Below are 16,090 nucleotides of genomic sequence, written 5' to 3'. Positions count from 1 at the left end.
TTACTTGGTCAACTTGTTAAAGAGCAGTGAGCCGAAGCTCATCAAGGCCGCGTATTCTACATCAGATCGCCACCTTGTCAACGGTTATTTTTGCGGTTTCTCAAATCGCTTCCGAAGAAGCCCTGTACCGAAAAACCTAATCCCAACAACCGTTTACCTCGCCTTCCCGGGTCGCCGTTGCCGGCGTTCCCTGTCGAAGTGGGGGGCATTCTACAGCGCTGGCGTTTTCTGTCAACGACCAATATGAACTTTTTTATCCCCGCTTCGGGTTGCTGCTATGGCCCAGGATACTTTGCGATCAACATGCTGCAATGATGATCAACTTGATCACCAGGCAATCAGCTACCCGCAGCCTGCTTGCGGCTCTTGCGGAACAGCGAGCGCACCGGACCAGACAGCGCATACACCAGAAATGCGGTAAAGAGCACCGTGCCCGGATCGAGTGCAATCACGACAAATGCCAGAACCACCAGCAGAATGGCGGCAAACGGGACCCTGCCCCGCATATCCAGGTCCTTGAAGCTGTTGTACAGAATGTTCGACACCATCAACACACCGGAGCTACCCACGATGACGATGGTCAACGCCGTCAGCCAGCTTGCCGGATCATACTCGTGGAAACACCAGACCAGCCCCGCGACCACCGCCGCCGCGGACGGGCTGGGCAGGCCGACAAAAAACTTCTTGTCCAGGGAACCGATCTGGGTATTGAAGCGAGCCAGCCTCAGAGCCGCCCCTGCGACGTAGATGAAGGTGATGGCCCACCCCACCTGACCGAGGCTGTTCAGGGACCAGAAGAAGGCTACCAACCCCGGCGCCACGCCAAAGGCGACCATGTCGGCGAGACTGTCGTACTCCTCTCCGAATTTACTCTGGGTATTGGTCATCCGCGCAACACGGCCATCAAGCCCATCGAGAATCATGGATACAAAGATGGCGATAGCCGCATTGGCGAACATGCCGTTGGCCGCGGAGACAATGGCATAAAAGCCGGAAAACAGGGAGGCGGTGGTCAGCAGGTTGGGCAACAGGTAGATGCCCCGGCGACGGACACGGTTACCCCCCACAACCTCTTCTTCTTCCACTTCACCCGGCCGAAGCTCATTCTCGCTTTCCGGGGCTTTGGCATTTTTTTCTGCGTCGCTCATGAATCCAGTTCCGTCATGGGTGAATTGCTCAGTATAACCCTCTGTGGCAAACGGTGAAAAATAGTGGCTAACCCGAAATAAAAAACGCGACCCGAAGGCCGCGTTTTTCAAGGTAAGGACCGATTCCGACAGGAATCAGTTCTTGTCCTTGTCCACAATCTTGTTGGCAGAGATCCACGGCATCATGGAACGCAGCTTCTCGCCGACGACTTCAATGGGATGCTCGGCATTCTGGCGGCGACGGGCGGTCATGGACGGATAGTTCATCGCGCCTTCCGAGATGAACATCTTGGCGTACTCCCCGCTCTGGATGCGCTTGAGGGCATTGCGCATGGCTTCACGGGACTGGTCATTGATGACCTCCGGGCCGGTCACGTACTCGCCATACTCCGCGTTGTTGGAGATGGAGTAGTTCATGTTGGCGATGCCGCCCTCGTACATCAGGTCAACGATCAGCTTCAGCTCGTGCAGACACTCGAAGTAGGCCATTTCAGGCTCGTAGCCGGCTTCGGTCAGGGTTTCGAACGCGGCCTTGACCAGCTCGACGGTACCGCCACACAGGACCGCCTGCTCACCGAACAGGTCGGTTTCGGTCTCGTCCTTGAAGGTGGTTTCGATGATGCCGGTGCGGCCGCCGCCGATGCCACTGGCATAGGACAGGGACAGATTCTTGGCGTTGCCGGACGCATCCTGGAAGATAGCGATCAGGTCAGGGATACCGCCGCCACGCTCGAACTCGGTACGCACGGTGTGGCCAGGAGCCTTGGGAGCCACCATGATCACGTCCAGATCCTTGCGCGGAACGATCTGGTTGTAGTGGATGGCAAAGCCGTGGGCGAACGCCAGGGTGGCGCCTTCCTTCAGGTTGGGCTCGATCTGGGACTGGTACAGTTCCGCCTGGTACTCATCCGGGGTCAGGACCATAACCACGTCGGCAGCAGCAACCGCGGTCGGCACGTCGGCAGTCTTCAGGCCATAGGCTTCGGCCTTGGCAATGGAAGACGAACCGGGGCGCAGCCCCACGGTGACATCAACACCGGATTCCTTCAGGTTGCACGCGTGGGCGTGACCCTGGGAGCCGAAGCCGAGAATGGCCACTTTCTTGCCCTGGATGATGGAAAGATCGCAATCCTTATCGTAGTAAACCTGCATAGTAACCTCTGTCTTGTATTGCCCCGTTTCCGGAGCCTTCAGTGAAAATTCGGAGAGCCTCAGAGACTGAGAACCTTTTCGCCGCGGGCGATACCGGACACGCCGGAGCGCACCACTTCCAGAACCCCGGCGGTGCCCACCGCCTGGATAAAGGCGTCCAGCTTATCGCTGTTGCCCGCCAGCTGTACCGTGTAGACGGTGCTGGTGACATCCACGATCTGCCCGCGGAAGATATCAACCGTTCGCTTGATTTCGGCGCGCTGGGCACCGGTGGCCTTGAGTTTGACCAGCATAAGCTCGCGCTCGATATGGGCCCCTTCGGTCAGATCCACCAGCTTGACCACCTCGATCAGCTTGTTGAGCTGCTTGGTGATCTGCTCGATCACCTTGTCGGAACCAGTCGTGGTTACCGTCAGACGGGACAGAGTCTCGTCTTCGGTGGGCGCCACGGTCAGCGTTTCAATGTTGTAGTTGCGCTGGGAAAACAGCCCGACCACCCGGGACAGTGCACCCGGCTCGTTTTCCAGCAAAACAGAAATGATTCGACGCATGATCACACCCTCTCCGTCTTGCTGAGCCACATATCTTTCATGGCGCCGCGGGCCACCTGCATGGGATAGACGTGCTCGAAACGGTCAACCTGGACATCCACGAACACCAGCCGGTCCTTCATGGCCAGCGCCTCCTTCAGTTTTGACTCCAGATCTTCCTTCCTGTCGATCCGCATGCCGACGTGGCCATAGGCCTCTGCCAGCTTGATGAAGTCCGGCAGTGAACCCATGTAGGACTCGGCATGACGAGACTCATAGTTCATGTCCTGCCACTGCTTGACCATGCCCAGCGCCTGATTGTTCAGGTTGATGATTTTCACCGGCAGGTTGTACTGCGTACAGGTGGACAGTTCCTGGATGTTCATCTGGATGCTGCCCTCGCCGGTAATGCACAGCACTTCGTCGTCCGGGTAGTTGAGCTTGACGCCCATGGCCGCCGGCAAACCGAAGCCCATGGTGCCCAGCCCCCCGGAGTTGATCCAGCGGTTGGGCTTGTCGAATTTGTAGTACTGGGCCGCGAACATCTGGTGTTGACCGACGTCGGTGGTCACGTAAGCCTCACCGTTGGTCAGCCTGTGCAGCATTTCGATGACTTCCTGGGGCTTGATCACGTCATCGCTGGTTTCATAGCGCATGCCGTGGAAGGCTCGCCAGTCATTAATCTGCTTCCACCAGGCCTCCAGGGCTCCGGCATCCGGCTTTTGCTCCGACTCTTTTACCATGCCGATCATTTCCCGCAGCACCGAGTCCACCGGACCGACGATGGGGACATCCGCTTCCACGGTTTTGGAGATGGAGGCCGGATCAATATCGATATGAATAATGCGAGCACCCGGGCAGAACTTTTCGGTGGCGTTGGTGACACGGTCGTCGAAACGGGCGCCAATCGCCAGGATCAGGTCCGCATGGTGCATGGCCATGTTGGACTCATAGGTGCCGTGCATGCCCAGCCAGCCCAGGCTCTGCTTATCCGACGCCGGGTACCCGCCAATGCCCATCAGGGTGTTGGTGATCGGGAAACCCAGCATGCGTGTCAGTTCAGTCAGCTGCTCGGTCGCCTTGCCGAGGATAACCCCGCCACCGGCGTAAATCATCGGGCGTCGGGCCGACAGCAACATATCCACCGCCTTGCGGATCTGGCCGGTGTGGCCACGAACCGCCGGGTTGTAGGAGCGCAGCTTGACCTTCTTCGGGTAGGAATACTCGTAGCGCTCGTTGGGCGTGGTCATATCCTTGGGGATATCAACCACGACCGGTCCCGGGCGGCCGGTGGAGGCAATGTGATAGGCCTTCCTGACGATTTCCGGAATCTCCTCCGGATGGCGCACGGACAGATTGTGCTTCACGACCGGGCGGGAAACACCAATCATGTCGGTTTCCTGGAAGGCATCCTCGCCAATCAGGGTGGATGCCACCTGGCCGCACAGCACCACCATGGGAATGGAATCCATGAAGGCGGTGGCAATACCGGTAATGGTGTTGGTGGCCCCGGGCCCCGAGGTCACCAGTACAGTACCCGGTTTTCCCGAGGCGCGGGCATAGCCGTCGGCCATGTGCACCGCGGCCTGCTCGTGGCGCACCAGGATATGCTTGACCTTATCCTGCCTGAACAGCGCATCGTAGATATGCAGCGCTGCACCACCGGGATAACCGTAAACGTACTCTATACCCTCATCCTGCAACGAGCGGATGAGCATATCGGCACCAGACAATAACTCCACGTGTGTACCCTCTATAAACGAGTGAATGTTACGGGAATCAACCCGAACTGCCTGGATGCCCGTGCCTTGACCTCTTTTGAAAGCCGGCGCGGGCGTTCCGCCACACTATTTCTGACAGAGGTTGTCTCCTGGACAGCCCGGTTCCTGAGGGTTCCGGAACAGGGCCAGTCAACGGGTTGCCATCATACTGGGCGATGAGCCGATAGAAAGAAGCAACCGCCTGTACCCGGTGGCACAGGAAGCACAGTGTGGAATTTAACGGGGGTTACTGCTCGGGATTGCCTGCCGTATTGACCCCTGCTTTCAGGTAATCTGTAATTTTGACAGCGGGAGAGAATCTGTCAATAGAAACAGGGCCGCAGACAGCATTATCGCGCCATTTCCGGCGCATTCCGATGGTAACGCAGGCCATTTCATGGTCCTGGGGGCGGCCGCAGCACTGCCACGCTGCTCCCTGGTTCACAGATTTGGGTCTGGCACAGGAAAAACATGGCCAGCCATGGCATGATTATCCCGAGCAAGGTTATTGATGGCCTGTCCCGCCGCATCCGGCGGACGCCTCGACGGTTCAAGAGACAATTTCTGAGGATTTGCGGTTATGATCCAACGCCTGATACTACTGGCCCTGATTGCCATGACGGCTCCTGCCCTGGCCTCAGCCCAATCGGTATACCGCTGGCAGGACGAAAACGGAGTTGTGCACTTCGGTGACCGTGAGCCCGTGGGCCAGTCATCGGAGCGGGTCAGCGTGAAAACCGGCAAGTCCAGCGGTGATGCCGATCGCCCCTCAGCCCAGGAGCAGGTCCAGGCGCTGGACGAAAGCCAGGCCGAACGGGAGCGACGAGAAAAGGAAACCGCGGTTGAAGAGGCTCGCCGCAAACAGCGAGAAGCCAGGTGCCAGGCGGCCCAGGCCAACCTCCAGGCGATCAACAGCAACGCCCGCATACGGGTAACCGAGGATGGCGAACAACGCTACCTGAGCCCCGAGGAAATCGCCGAGAAAAAACAGCAGTTCGAGAACATCGTCGAGGAGAGCTGTGGCGAGCCTGCCTCCTGAGCAGGCCTGCGGGAATCAGCCTCCGATCACCTGTTCAAAAAAAACGGGAACCCGCGGGTTCCCGTTTCTGGTTAGTCAGCATCCGATACTCAGGCCTTGCTGAATACCAGCTGGTGGTCCTTCACTGTCGCCTTGATAACGTCGCCGGAGACAAATTCCCCCTTCAGCAACTGTTGCGACAGCGGGTTCTCGATCATCCGCTGAATAGCCCGCTTGAGTGGCCGGGCACCATAGACCGGGTCGTAGCCCACTTCCGCCAGCAGATCCAGGGCAGCATCGTCCAGTTCCAGGCGCATATCCTGCTCCTTGAGGCGCTTGCTGAGTGACTCGATCTGGATGCTGGCAATACCGCGAATCTGGCTTTCCGCCAGCGGATGGAATACCACCACCTCATCCACCCGGTTGATAAACTCCGGACGGAAATGGGTACCCACGACTTCCATGACCGCGTTCTTCATGGATTCGTAGTTCTCTTCGCCAGCCTTCTGCTGGATGATGTCCGACCCCAGGTTGGAGGTCATAACAATCACCGTGTTGCGGAAGTCCACGGTACGGCCCTGGCCATCGGTCAGGCGACCATCTTCCAGTACCTGCAGCAGGATGTTGAACACGTCCGGGTGAGCTTTTTCCACCTCGTCCAGCAGCAGCACGGAATAGGGCCGGCGGCGCACGGCCTCGGTCAGGTAGCCACCTTCCTCATAGCCCACATAGCCCGGAGGGGCACCGATCAACCTGGCCACGGAATGCTTTTCCATGAACTCGGACATATCGATGCGGACCATGGCCTCCTCGGTGTCAAACAGGAAGCCGGCCAGTGACTTGCAGAGCTCTGTCTTGCCGACACCGGTGGGCCCGAGGAACAGGAAGGAACCGTTGGGCCGATGAGGGTCGGACAGGCCGGCACGGGAGCGGCGCACCGCGTCGGCCACCGCCCCGACCGCTTCATCCTGACCGATAACACGATTGTGCAGCGCTTCCTCCATGCGCATCAGCTTGTCGCGCTCGCCTTCCAGCATCTTCGATACCGGAATGCCGGTCCACTTGGAAACCACCTCGGCAATCTCTTCGTCGGTAACCCGGTTGCGAAGCAGCTTCATTTCCATCATTTCAGCCTGGCTGGCCATGTCCAGTTGGCGCTCCAGCTCCGGGATGGTGCCATACTGCAGCTCGGACATCTTGCCAAGATCGCCGGCACGACGGGCGTTTTCCAGGTCGATCCGGGCCTGCTCCAGCTGACTCTTGATCTTCTGGGAACCGTGAAGTGCAGCTTTCTCGGTATTCCAGATCTCTTCCAGGTCGGCGTACTCCCGCTCCACACCGGTGATGACGTCGGACAGCTCTGACAGTCGTTTCTTCGACGCCGCGTCGGTCTCCTTCTTGAGGGCTTCCCGCTCAATCTTGAGCTGAATCAGGCGACGCTCCAGACGGTCCAGGGGCTCCGGCTTGGAGTCCATCTCCATACGGATCTGGCTGGCTGCCTCATCCACCAGGTCGATGGCTTTGTCAGGCAACTTGCGGTCGGAGATGTAGCGGTTCGACAACTTGGCAGCGGCAATGATCGCACCGTCGGTCACCTCGACACCATGGTGCACTTCGTAGCGCTCCTTCAGGCCCCGCAGAATGGCAACGGTGTCTTCTTCGGTGGGCTCTCTTACCACCACCTTCTGGAAGCGACGTTCCAGCGCGGCGTCTTTCTCGATGTTCTCCCGGTATTCGTCCAGAGTGGTGGCGCCCACGCAATGCAGTTCACCACGGGACAGGGCCGGTTTGAGCATGTTGCCGGCGTCCATGGAGCCCTCGGCTTTGCCAGCGCCCACCATGGTATGAATTTCATCGATAAACAGGATGATCTGACCTTCCTGTTTGGAAAGCTCATTCAGAAGTGCCTTCAGACGCTCCTCGAATTCACCCCGGAACTTGGCGCCGGCAATCAGTGCGCCCATATCCAGGGAAAGCACCTTCTTGTCCTTGAGTCCGTCGGGTACTTCGCCGTTGACGATGCGCTGGGCCAGGCCTTCCACGATGGCGGTCTTGCCAACGCCCGGCTCGCCAATCAGCACCGGGTTGTTCTTGCGCCGGCGTTGCAACACCTGGATGGTGCGACGAATCTCGTCGTCACGGCCGATTACCGGGTCCAGCTTGCCGGACTCGGCGCGTTCGGTCAGGTCAATGGTGTACTTGGTCAGAGCCTCGCGGTTTTCCTCGGCGCCGGCGTCGTCGACCTTTTCACCACCACGGATGGCGTCAATGGCCTGCTCCAGGCTTTCCTTCGTCACGCCCTGCTCTTTCAGCACCCGCCCAAGGGTGCCACGATTCTCCAGAGCCGCCAGCAACATCAGTTCGCTGGAAATGAACTGGTCGCCGCGCTGCTGGGCCAGCTTGTCTGCGACGTTGAACAGCCGCCCCATGTCATTGGACATGGAGACATCGCCGGCCGAACCCTTGACTTCCGGCAGGTTCTCAACCTCCCAGGCAATCGCCTGGCGAACACGGCCGGGCTCGGCACCGGCCTGCTTGAGCAGTGGCTTGATGGAGCTGGCATCCTGATCCAGCAGCGCGTGCATCAGGTGTACCGGCTCGATAAAGTTGTGATCCTTGCCCACTGCCAATGACTGCGCGTCTGCAAGGGCGGTCTGTAACCGGCTGGTGAGTTTGTCGATTCTCATGGTCTGTTGTCCCCAGGTCTGTCTCTCAATGCCTCTGGCCGACATTCCGGCAGCCAACGGCATTCGATTGCTTTGACACTAAATGTAGGGGCAAGTGGGGGGACTTCAAGGCACAAACCGCAACAAGTGTCAGAAAATTGACAGACGTCATTTGTCGGGATCGATAAACGTCAGGGTTCCAGCCAGATACAGGACGCCATGCGCCCGGTCTGACCGTCCCGGCGGTAGGAATAAAAGCGCTGCGGATCGCTGACGGTGCACCAGCCGCCCCCGTAGATTGCCTCGACACCGGCCTCCTGCAGACGGAACCGGGCCAGGGCGTAAATATCCGCCAGAAAATGGCCGGGACGTTGCGGCGACAGAGCGAAATAGCGATCCAGCTCATGGCTGAAGGCAAGGAAACGCTCCCGCACTTCCGGCCCGACTTCAAAGCGGTCAGGACCGATGGCCGGCCCCAACCAGGCCAACACCTGTGACCTGTCCTCGAACCGTTGCAGGGTGTTTTCCAGTACGCCATCTGCCAGCCCGCGCCAGCCGGCATGAGCTGCCGCCACTTTCGTGCCTTCACGATTGCAGAACAGTACCGGCAGGCAATCCGCCGTCAGGATGGCGCAGGCCACGCCCGTCCGGTCAGTCACGGCGCCATCTGCGATGCGTTCCGGAGCCGGCAATTGCGCCACGTCGGTACCATGAACCTGCTGCAGCCAGTGGAAATCTTCTACTTCCAGATGGGCCCAGTGGGCCAGCCGACGCCGGTTCTCCAGCACGTCGCCATGGTTGTCACCAACGTGATCGCCCAGGTTGAGACTGTCCCAGGGCGGCGAACTGACGCCCCCGGAACGGCTCGTGCAAAAGGCCCGGACCTGTGGCGGCGCGGGCCATTCGGGATGAATCACTGGCAGTTCAGAACTCATGACTCTTCAGCTCCCTGACATGTTGGCGCAAAGCCGCCAGCAGGTGCTCGAAATCCTCGGGCAGCGGCGTCTCCCAGGTGAGCATTTCGCCGGTTTCCGGATGCTCCAGGGTCAGCTGACGGGCGTGAAGTGCCTGGCGCTGGAACCCCGCAAGCACCTCCCTCAGCTCCTCGGTCGTGCCCTTGGGCAGACGCAGGCGACCACCATAAAGCGGATCACCCACCAGGGGATGACGAACTTGGGCCATGTGCACGCGGATCTGGTGGGTGCGCCCGCTCTCCAGCTTGCAACGAACGTGAGTATGGGCGGCAAATCGCTCCACCAGCCGGTAATGGGTAACGGCCGGCTTGCCGGATGCCACCACGGCCATTTTCTTGCGATCCCCGGGGTGACGTCCGATCGGTGCGTCTACGGTGGCCCCACCGGTGAGCTCCCCCACAACTACCGCTTCGTACTCCCGCCCCATGGTTCGCTCCTGCAGCTGATCCACCAGGGAAGTATGGGCAATAAGGCTGCGGGCGACCACCATGATGCCGGAAGTGTCCTTGTCCAGCCGGTGCACGATGCCGGCCCGGGGCAGGTTTTCCACTTCCGGTGCGTAGTTCAGCAAGGCATTGACCAGGGTGCCATCGGCGTGTCCCGCCGCGGGGTGGACCACCAGCCCTGCAGGCTTGTTGATCACCAGCAGGTGGTCATCCTCGTAGACCACTTCAAGCTCTATGGACTGTGCCTTCCACGTCACCTGAACTTCAGGCTCGGCATCCAGCTCGATCCGATCCCCCAGCATCACCTTGTCCCGGGGTTTGCATTGGCGACCGTTGAGAATCAGCTGGCCGTCCCTGATCCAGCCCTGCAGGCGTGAACGGGAGTGTTCCGGCATCAGCTCCGACACGGCCTGATCCAGACGCCGGTCAGACAGTTCGTGGGGCACCTCGAAAGAGGCGCGAATTCGGGAATGTTCAGTCATACTGGCCCCGGGCCGTTAAGGGGACAGATCCGGCCTGATGGCCGCAACCTGCGCAAGACTTTTCAGTCGCCCCTGGTGAATGTCCGTTAACCCACTGCACAACAGCGGACAAGGCCGTTACAATGGCCGACTCCGAATGGGCTGCGAACCCACCGGTATCAATGTCATTATACGGGATTCAGGCATGAGATCAGGTTTTCGTTTTGTATTAGTGGCCGCTACGATGGTTCTGGGCGCCTGCGCCTCCACCCAGGAAGAAGGCGATGTCCTCCCGGAGGAGACCTATTACGAGGAAGCCCGCAAGGCCATGAACTCCGGCAACTTCAACCGGGCCGAAACCAATCTGGATCAGCTGGAGACCTATTACCCGTTTGGCCGCTACGCCGAACAGGCTCAGCTCGATCTGATCTACGCCCGCTACCAGAACCTCGATCTGGAAGGGGCCCGCAGTGCCGCTGACCGCTTCCTGCGCCTGAATCCGCAAAGCGAATATGCTGACTATGCGTTATATATGCGCGGCCTGGCATCCTACAACCTGGATGTGGGTCTGGCGACCCGATATCTCGGTGTCGACCCCACGGATCGTGACCCGGGCGAGCAGCGGCGTGCCTTTCAGGATTTCTCGGAATTGCTGAGCCGCTACCCTGACAGCGACTATGCCCCGGATGCGCGCCAGCGCATGATTGCCGTGCGCAACCGCCTGGCAGAACTGGAGCTTCACGCAGCCCGTTACTATATCCGCCGGCAGGCCTACCTGGCAGCCAATAACCGGGCCCGCTACGTGGTGGAGAACTATCCCGAGTCACCCTCCACAGAAGAAGCCCTGATCCTGATGACCGAAACCTACCAGGCACTGGACCTTGACGAGGCCGCCAGCGACTCCATTCGACTGCTGGCCGTCAACCACCCGGAGAGTGACGCCTTTGACCGCAACATGCGTTTTCAGGGTCGTGACCTGACCCCGGAAAACCGCTCGCTGCTGAACGTGGTCACCTTCGGACTGATGGGCAACTGATCCTGCCCGGGGCTGGTCAGGGTTCCAGCCCCGGAATCCACCCCATCAGAGACCGGGTTTCCAGGCATTGGTGATGGGGTAGCGACGATCCTTACCGAAGCCCCTTTCGGTAATTCTCACACCTATGGGCGCCTGCCGGCGCTTGTATTCATTGATATCCACCAGCCGGACTGCCCGCTCCACATCGGCGCGGTCGAAACCTTCCGCCACAATCGCCTCGGCACTGAAGTCCCGCTCCACATACAGATTGAGTATCTGGTCCAGAACATCGTAGCCGGGCAGGCTGTCCTCGTCCTTCTGGTCCGGCGCCAGCTCGGCCGACGGTGGACGGGTAATCACCCGCTCGGGAATGCAGGGGCCGATGGAGTTCCGGTACCACGCCAGGCGGAACACCATGGTCTTGGGCACATCCTTGAGGGCGTCGAAGCCACCGGCCATATCGCCGTATAGCGTGGAATAGCCAACCGCCAGCTCGCTCTTGTTGCCGGTGGTGAGCACCAGGGAACCGAACTTGTTGGACAGGGACATCAACAGCACACCGCGCAGGCGGGCCTGCAGGTTTTCCTCGGTGGTGTCGGGGGTGGTGCCCTCGAAGGGGGCGGCCAGAGTAGCCATGAATGCGTCATACAGTGGCTCGATGGAGAACACATCGTAGCGTACACCAAGGGTCTCGGCCTCGGCTTCCGCATCTTCCAGGCTCATGGAACTGGTGTAGCGAAACGGCATCATGACCGCATGAACACGATCCGCCCCAAGGGCATCCACGGCTATGGCCAGGGTCAGCGCCGAGTCGATACCACCAGAGAGGCCCATGACCACCGAGCGGAAACCGTTCTTGTTGACGTAGTCCCGAACGCCCAGCACCAGGGCCCTGTAGATATTCTCCTCCAGCGAGGGCTCCGGCAATGGCGGCTGTGACACTGGCTGACAATGGCGATCATAAACGAACTCTACCGGGTACAGCCCCTCACCAAACTGAGGCGCCTCGACAGCCAGTTCGCCTGAGTGGTCATAGACCAGGGAGCCGCCATCGAACACCAGCTCATCCTGCCCTCCCACCAGGTTGACATACATTATTCCCATGGTGTTCTTACGGGCCTTACCTTCCAGCAACGCTTTGCGGCGGGCCTGTTTGCCAATATCGTAAGGGGACGCGTTGATATTGATCAGCAGCCGGGCACCGGCGGCGGCCGCCTGCTCTGCCGGCCCGTCGCTCCAGAGGTCCTCGCAAACCGTCAGCCCGACCGGCACACCACGTAAATCCAGCACACAGGTGTCGGTACCTGCGGCGAAATAGCGTTTCTCATCGAAGACCTGATAATTGGGCGGGAACTGCTTGCAATAGGTGGCAACCGTTTCACCGCCGTCGATGACCAGGGCCGAGTTGTATAGCAGTCCGCCGTGACGCACAGGCGCGCCGATAACACACGCTGCAGACAGGTCCGCCTGGCGCAAGGCGTCCAGTGCCTCATTGATCCTCAGATCCAGGCTGGGACGCAGTAGCAAGTCCTCCGGGGGGTATCCGGTGAGGCAGAGTTCCGGAAACACAACCAGATCTGCGTTATGCTCCTGCTCGGCCTTGCGAACGGCATCGATCACCAGTTGAGTGTTACCGGGAATGTCGCCAACCAGAAAGTCCATCTGGGCCATGACGATCGTGAGTTTTCGGGTGGCCTGACCCGATCCATCTGCAGCTGGCTGCTGGGACATGTTCCGCTCCTGTAACCTGTTGCCGTGAAAAGGCTATTATAGCGGTGTGCAGAACGGATTTCTGCCGCGTTGACACAAGGAGAGGTAAAGAAAGCCACGACAACAACGCAAGAGACCTCCGTTTGAACCATGTAACACCGGACAACACCGATCAACCCGGAAACGAGCGGAAACCGGCTCCCCCGGCGCAAAGCAACCGGCTGTTCCGGGTATACAACGTGTACCGGATCGTTATCAGCCTGGTGCTCGCCGGCCTGCTGTTTGTTGACCCGGCACAACTTGATCAGCCCATGCGGCTGCCACTGCAGTACCAGTCCGGCGTGCTTGCCTATCTGGCACTTAATGTCATTATCGGGCTATTGCTGGCGCAGGGCTTTCGCCCGGCTCAACGCCATATCACGCTGTCGTTGCTGATCGATATCCTGGTGATGCACTTACTGCTGGCGGCGAGTTCCGGGATCACCAACGGGCTCGCCAATCTGATCATCATTTCCGTGGCGGCCGGCAATATACTGACCCCGAGCCGCATGGGGGTGTTCTATGCAGCCCTGGCTGCCATCTGCTCGCTGGCCGTTGCGGGCTGGGGTGTCATGGCCCTGGGGGAAAATGTCGACAACATTGTCCGTGCGGGTTCACTGGGAATTCTTTATTTCGGTGCGGCACTGATCCTGCAGTCCGTTACCCGCCGCATGCAGCGTAGCGAGGAACTGGCCGACTATCGTGCCCGCAGCATTGTCGAGCTGGAAAAGATCAACGAACAGATTATCCAGCGCATGCGCACCGGGATTGTGGTTACCGACCAGGACGGACGCATCCGGTTGGCCAATGGCGCCGCGGAAGAACTGCTGTTTGGGCTGACCGGCAACCAGGGCCACCACAGCCGGGTATTGCCCATTGCTCTGCTGGAGGGCCTGATCGCCTGGCAAGAGAACCCGCGGAAGCGACCGGAGCCGTGCCAGGTCCAGTCCACCTCGCCGATGATTCAGGCCAGCTTTACCCGGCTCGATGAAGAGAACAGTGACCTGATCCTGGTATTCATTGAGGACCTGAGCAAGGTGACGCAACAGGCCCAGCAAATGAAGCTGGCTTCCCTGGGGCGCCTGACCGCCAGCATAGCCCATGAAGTGCGCAATCCCCTCGGGGCCATCAGCCATGCGGCGCAACTGATGGGCGAATCCGGCGACATTGGCGAGGCGGACCAGCGCATGCTGGGTATCATCCAGCGTCATTCGCGGCGAGTGAATGGCATTATCGACAACGTGCTGGACCTGTCGCGCAGACGCCAGGCTGACGCCGAGCTGGTAGACCTGCCCCGGTGGCTGGAGGCATTCACCCGTGAGTACCAGCAGGCGAAGGGCTGCGAGGGAGGAGAGCCGGCCCGCATCGAACTGGAGACCGAACCGAACGTGCCCGCAGCCCGATTCGACAAAAGCCAGATAGAACAGGTACTGACCAACCTCTGTGACAACGGCCTTCGCTATAGCCTGGAACAGACCGGCTCGCCACGGCTGACCCTTCGGGTTGGAGCCACCGCCGATGGCGAGCGCGCTATTATCGACATACAGGATTACGGACCCGGCATTTCCGAGGCAAACCGAATCTCGGTTTTCGAACCCTTTTTCACCACCGACAAGAGCGGCACTGGCCTGGGCCTCTACCTGGCCCGGGAGTTGTGCGAAACCAACCAGGCCCACCTGGCACTATTGAAGCAGGACAGCCCCGGCTGCTGCTTCCGGATCACCTTCGCGCCATCCGGCCGCCTGATTTGACAGAGCTCAAGGACACTCACCCATGACCACCCATACCGCGCTGATAGTGGACGACGAACCGGATATCCGGGAACTGCTGGAAATCACCCTGGTCCGCATGGGCATAGCCACCCGCTCCGCCCCGGACCTGGCAACCGCCCGGGAACTGCTGGCGGCGGAACCCGCCCACCTGTGCCTGACGGACATGAACCTGCCCGACGGCAACGGCATCGACCTGGTGGCATGGATTCAGGAGCACAGTCCTGATACCCCGGTGGCCGTCATCACCGCCTATGGCAACATGGATACCGCCATTGAAGCCCTCAAGGCGGGCGCCTTCGACTTTGTCTCCAAGCCGGTGGAGCTGGCACGATTGCGGGATCTGGTGCAGACCGCGCTCAAACTGTCGGAACCGGAGCAACAGGAAAGCCAGCAAGCCGACGAACCCGGACTCCTGCTGGGGGAATCCAGGGAAATCCGGCGCCTGCGCGGCCAGACCCGGAAACTGGCGAGAAGCCAGGCACCAGTGTTCATCAGCGGTGAATCCGGTAGCGGCAAGGAGCTGGTGGCCCGCATGATTCATATGCAGGGCCCCCGCAGCGACGCACCCTTTGTGGCGGTGAACTGCGGCGCGATACCGTCGGAGCTGATGGAAAGCGAATTTTTCGGCCACCGCAAGGGCAGCTTTACCGGCGCCAACGAGAACAAGGACGGCCTGTTCCGCAGCGCCAACGGCGGCACCCTGTTCCTGGATGAGGTGGCCGATCTGCCCCTGGCCATGCAGGTGAAACTGCTGCGTGCAATCCAGGAAAAAGCCGTGCGGCCCGTGGGCGAATCCCGGGAAGTTCCGGTGGATATACGCATTCTCAGCGCCACCCACAAGAACCTGCCGGAACTGGTCAAGGAAGGCAATTTCCGGCAGGACCTGTTCTACCGCATCAACGTGATTGAGCTGGCCGTACCCCCACTGCGGGATCGCCCGGATGATATCCCATTGCTGGCCACTCACATCCTGGAGCGCATCGCCCGCGAGTACGACTGCCCCCCGGCCCGGCTGAGCAAGGGCGCTCTGGCCTACCTGGGTGACTACACCTTTCCCGGTAACGTGCGGGAACTGGAAAACATTCTGGAACGGGCATTCACGCTGTGCGACTCGGAAGTGATCGACACCGACGACCTGCATATCGGCACGCCCCCCATTGACCTCCCTGGAGACAAGACCACTGCCTCCTCAGAGACCAGCGACATACCGCCGGTTCCCGATGGGGAGATGGATCTGGAGGACTATCTGGAAACCATCGAGCGCCAGGCCATCGAGAAGGCGCTGGAGGCGACACGGTGGAACAAGACGGCGGCGGCCAAGAGATTGGGAATCAGTTTTCGGGCGTTGCGGTATCGGTTGAAGAAGTTGGGGATGGAGTAAGAAAGCGAATATGTCGCT

12 protein-coding genes are annotated in these 16,090 nt (G+C 60.0%); 4 read left to right on the top strand and 8 right to left on the bottom strand.

What is annotated here, in order from left to right; translation table 11 throughout:
• Positions 1 to 338: 338 nt before the first annotated feature.
• From pssA to IE079_RS14455, 4 genes are all read right to left on the bottom strand, one after another.
• Positions 339 to 1,148 carry a CDP-diacylglycerol--serine O-phosphatidyltransferase gene (gene pssA / locus IE079_RS14470; RefSeq protein WP_189577494.1) on the bottom strand — a complete coding sequence of 270 codons (810 nt, stop codon included), beginning with the start codon at positions 1,146 to 1,148 and terminating at the stop codon, positions 339 to 341.
• A gap of 135 nt (positions 1,149 to 1,283) precedes the next feature.
• Positions 1,284 to 2,300: a ketol-acid reductoisomerase gene (gene ilvC / locus IE079_RS14465; protein ID WP_189577493.1), complete on the bottom strand. Its 1,017-nt coding sequence runs from the start codon at positions 2,298 to 2,300 to the stop codon at positions 1,284 to 1,286.
• A gap of 59 nt (positions 2,301 to 2,359) precedes the next feature.
• Complete coding sequence (gene ilvN / locus IE079_RS14460) at positions 2,360 to 2,851, bottom strand: acetolactate synthase small subunit (protein WP_189577492.1); 492 nt, start codon at positions 2,849 to 2,851, stop codon at positions 2,360 to 2,362.
• Positions 2,852 to 2,853: 2 nt separating this feature from the next.
• Positions 2,854 to 4,572 carry an acetolactate synthase 3 large subunit gene (locus IE079_RS14455; RefSeq protein WP_189577491.1) on the bottom strand — a complete coding sequence of 573 codons (1,719 nt, stop codon included), beginning with the start codon at positions 4,570 to 4,572 and terminating at the stop codon, positions 2,854 to 2,856.
• Between the two features lie 598 nt (positions 4,573 to 5,170).
• Between IE079_RS14455 and IE079_RS14450 the strand changes: the two genes are divergently transcribed.
• Positions 5,171 to 5,629: a DUF4124 domain-containing protein gene (locus tag IE079_RS14450; protein ID WP_189577490.1), complete on the top strand. Its 459-nt coding sequence runs from the start codon at positions 5,171 to 5,173 to the stop codon at positions 5,627 to 5,629.
• Between the two features lie 89 nt (positions 5,630 to 5,718).
• Here IE079_RS14450 and clpB read toward each other — a convergent pair whose 3' ends face one another.
• The 3 genes from clpB to rluD all read right to left on the bottom strand — a co-directional run bounded on the left by clpB (position 5,719) and on the right by rluD (position 10,176).
• Entirely contained in the window at positions 5,719 to 8,295 is a 2,577-nt protein-coding gene (clpB, locus tag IE079_RS14445) for an ATP-dependent chaperone ClpB (protein WP_189577489.1), read from the bottom strand.
• A gap of 170 nt (positions 8,296 to 8,465) precedes the next feature.
• A complete protein-coding gene (gene pgeF, locus IE079_RS14440) occupies positions 8,466 to 9,209 on the bottom strand; it encodes a peptidoglycan editing factor PgeF (protein ID WP_189577488.1) in 744 nt (247 codons plus the stop codon).
• The gene (gene rluD / locus IE079_RS14435; protein ID WP_189577487.1) at positions 9,199 to 10,176 is read right to left on the bottom strand and encodes a 23S rRNA pseudouridine(1911/1915/1917) synthase RluD; all 978 of its coding nucleotides are present in this window, start codon (positions 10,174 to 10,176) and stop codon (positions 9,199 to 9,201) included. The genes pgeF and rluD overlap by 11 nt, the downstream gene beginning before the upstream one ends.
• Before the next feature lie 184 nt (positions 10,177 to 10,360).
• On the opposite strand from rluD, the gene IE079_RS14430 reads away from it, so the two are divergent.
• Positions 10,361 to 11,191, top strand: a complete 831-nt coding sequence (locus IE079_RS14430) for an outer membrane protein assembly factor BamD (protein ID WP_189577486.1) — start codon at positions 10,361 to 10,363, stop codon at positions 11,189 to 11,191.
• Positions 11,192 to 11,236: 45 nt separating this feature from the next.
• On the opposite strand, the gene IE079_RS14425 is transcribed toward IE079_RS14430, so the two are convergent.
• The gene (locus tag IE079_RS14425) at positions 11,237 to 12,901 is read right to left on the bottom strand and encodes an NAD+ synthase (RefSeq protein WP_189577485.1); all 1,665 of its coding nucleotides are present in this window, start codon (positions 12,899 to 12,901) and stop codon (positions 11,237 to 11,239) included.
• Between the two features lie 122 nt (positions 12,902 to 13,023).
• Here IE079_RS14425 and IE079_RS14420 point away from each other — a divergent pair, with 122 nt between their 5' ends.
• Both IE079_RS14420 and IE079_RS14415 read left to right on the top strand, forming a co-directional pair.
• On the top strand, positions 13,024 to 14,670 hold the full coding sequence (locus IE079_RS14420; RefSeq protein ID WP_189577484.1) for a sensor histidine kinase: 1,647 nt from the start codon (positions 13,024 to 13,026) through the stop codon (positions 14,668 to 14,670).
• A gap of 22 nt (positions 14,671 to 14,692) precedes the next feature.
• On the top strand, positions 14,693 to 16,072 hold the full coding sequence (locus tag IE079_RS14415; RefSeq protein ID WP_189577483.1) for a sigma-54-dependent transcriptional regulator: 1,380 nt from the start codon (positions 14,693 to 14,695) through the stop codon (positions 16,070 to 16,072).
• Positions 16,073 to 16,090 lie beyond the last annotated feature (18 nt).

This window comes from Marinobacter zhanjiangensis, from assembly GCF_014651935.1.
Taxonomy (GTDB): Bacteria; Pseudomonadota; Gammaproteobacteria; order Pseudomonadales; family Oleiphilaceae; genus Marinobacter; species Marinobacter zhanjiangensis.
This window is presented reverse-complemented; position numbering and strand designations above follow the sequence as displayed.

Coding starts and splice junctions, on each gene's coding strand:
- pssA (WP_189577494.1), bottom strand. CDS start 1,148: ATGAGCGACGCAGAAAAAAATGCCAAAGCCCCGGAAAGCGAGAATGAG.
- ilvC (WP_189577493.1), bottom strand. CDS start 2,300: ATGCAGGTTTACTACGATAAGGATTGCGATCTTTCCATCATCCAGGGC.
- ilvN (WP_189577492.1), bottom strand. CDS start 2,851: ATGCGTCGAATCATTTCTGTTTTGCTGGAAAACGAGCCGGGTGCACTG.
- IE079_RS14450 (WP_189577490.1), top strand. CDS start 5,171: ATGATCCAACGCCTGATACTACTGGCCCTGATTGCCATGACGGCTCCT.
- clpB (WP_189577489.1), bottom strand. CDS start 8,295: ATGAGAATCGACAAACTCACCAGCCGGTTACAGACCGCCCTTGCAGAC.
- pgeF (WP_189577488.1), bottom strand. CDS start 9,209: ATGAGTTCTGAACTGCCAGTGATTCATCCCGAATGGCCCGCGCCGCCA.
- rluD (WP_189577487.1), bottom strand. CDS start 10,176: ATGACTGAACATTCCCGAATTCGCGCCTCTTTCGAGGTGCCCCACGAA.
- IE079_RS14430 (WP_189577486.1), top strand. CDS start 10,361: ATGAGATCAGGTTTTCGTTTTGTATTAGTGGCCGCTACGATGGTTCTG.
- IE079_RS14425 (WP_189577485.1), bottom strand. CDS start 12,901: ATGTCCCAGCAGCCAGCTGCAGATGGATCGGGTCAGGCCACCCGAAAA.
- IE079_RS14415 (WP_189577483.1), top strand. CDS start 14,693: ATGACCACCCATACCGCGCTGATAGTGGACGACGAACCGGATATCCGG.